The 814-nt window shown below is 67.6% G+C and carries 1 protein-coding gene and 1 pseudogene; both read right to left on the bottom strand.

The window, feature by feature from the left end:
• A pseudogene (locus tag DYY66_RS06335) lies at window positions 1–248 on the bottom strand (5-methyltetrahydropteroyltriglutamate--homocysteine methyltransferase); the annotation flags it as partial.
• Window positions 245–814, bottom strand: a 570-nt coding sequence (locus tag DYY66_RS06340) for a Gfo/Idh/MocA family oxidoreductase (RefSeq protein ID WP_255496235.1), incomplete at its 5' end; no start/stop codon positions are given. The gene DYY66_RS06340 and the pseudogene DYY66_RS06335, both read right to left, overlap by 4 nt.

The raw sequence follows: 814 nt of genomic DNA on the forward strand, positions 1-814 counted from the left end.
GAATAGCTCTCGCGCCGCATCTCGCCGTCGCTGACGATGTCGATGCCGATGCGCTCCATTTCGTCGATCGCGAGGATGGTCGCGTCGTCCTGCGCCTCCTTGAGCTGCGCCTCGGGGATGCGCCAGATCTCGTGCGCGTGGACGCGCGGCACACCGTGCTTTTCGAGCGCCGCCCGGTCGATCAGCCAACCCGGCTGCGGATACGAGCCGACGACGGTGGTCGGGATGAGGTGCGTCGGATAGGTCATGCGCTTGCCTCCACCTCGCGGCGACCGTCCGCGGCGTGACGAACGGCGTCGATCAGGCGGTGCATCTCGACTGCCGTGGCGAAATCGGGCTGCAAGCGCTCGCCGCCGCGGATCGTGCGGGCAAAGGCCGTGTACATCTGGCCGACATGAAAGGCTTCACCGGCTGGGGTGGCGGCGGCAGCGACCGTGAGCTGCGCCGGCACGGCGATCGGTGCCAGCGTATTGCCGCGCTGGGCGCCGTGCAGCGTCACGTTGTTGAGCTGCGGCGAATCCTCGCCGGTGGCGACGAGCGTGCCGTCGCGACCGTAAATTTCCATCCGATAACCGCTGCCCGCGTAAGGGATGGCGGCGACATGGCTCGATACCACCCCACCGTTCGCCAGATGGCCGCTCACTACGATGTTGTCGGGCGAGGTCACGTCGAGCCAGGTGTTGGTGCCGGTGTCGAGCCACTGCTTGGCCTGGGTGGCGACGACCGCCGACAGCCGGGCGAAATCGCCGGTTACAAAGCGCATCGCGTCGAGCACATGGCCGTTGGCGATCGTCAGCGTGTTGGCGCCGAGCGT

Origin of the sequence: Candidatus Nitrosotalea sp. FS (genome assembly GCF_011319475.1) — an archaeon.
Taxonomy (GTDB): domain Archaea; phylum Thermoproteota; class Nitrososphaeria; order Nitrososphaerales; family Nitrosopumilaceae; genus Nitrosotalea.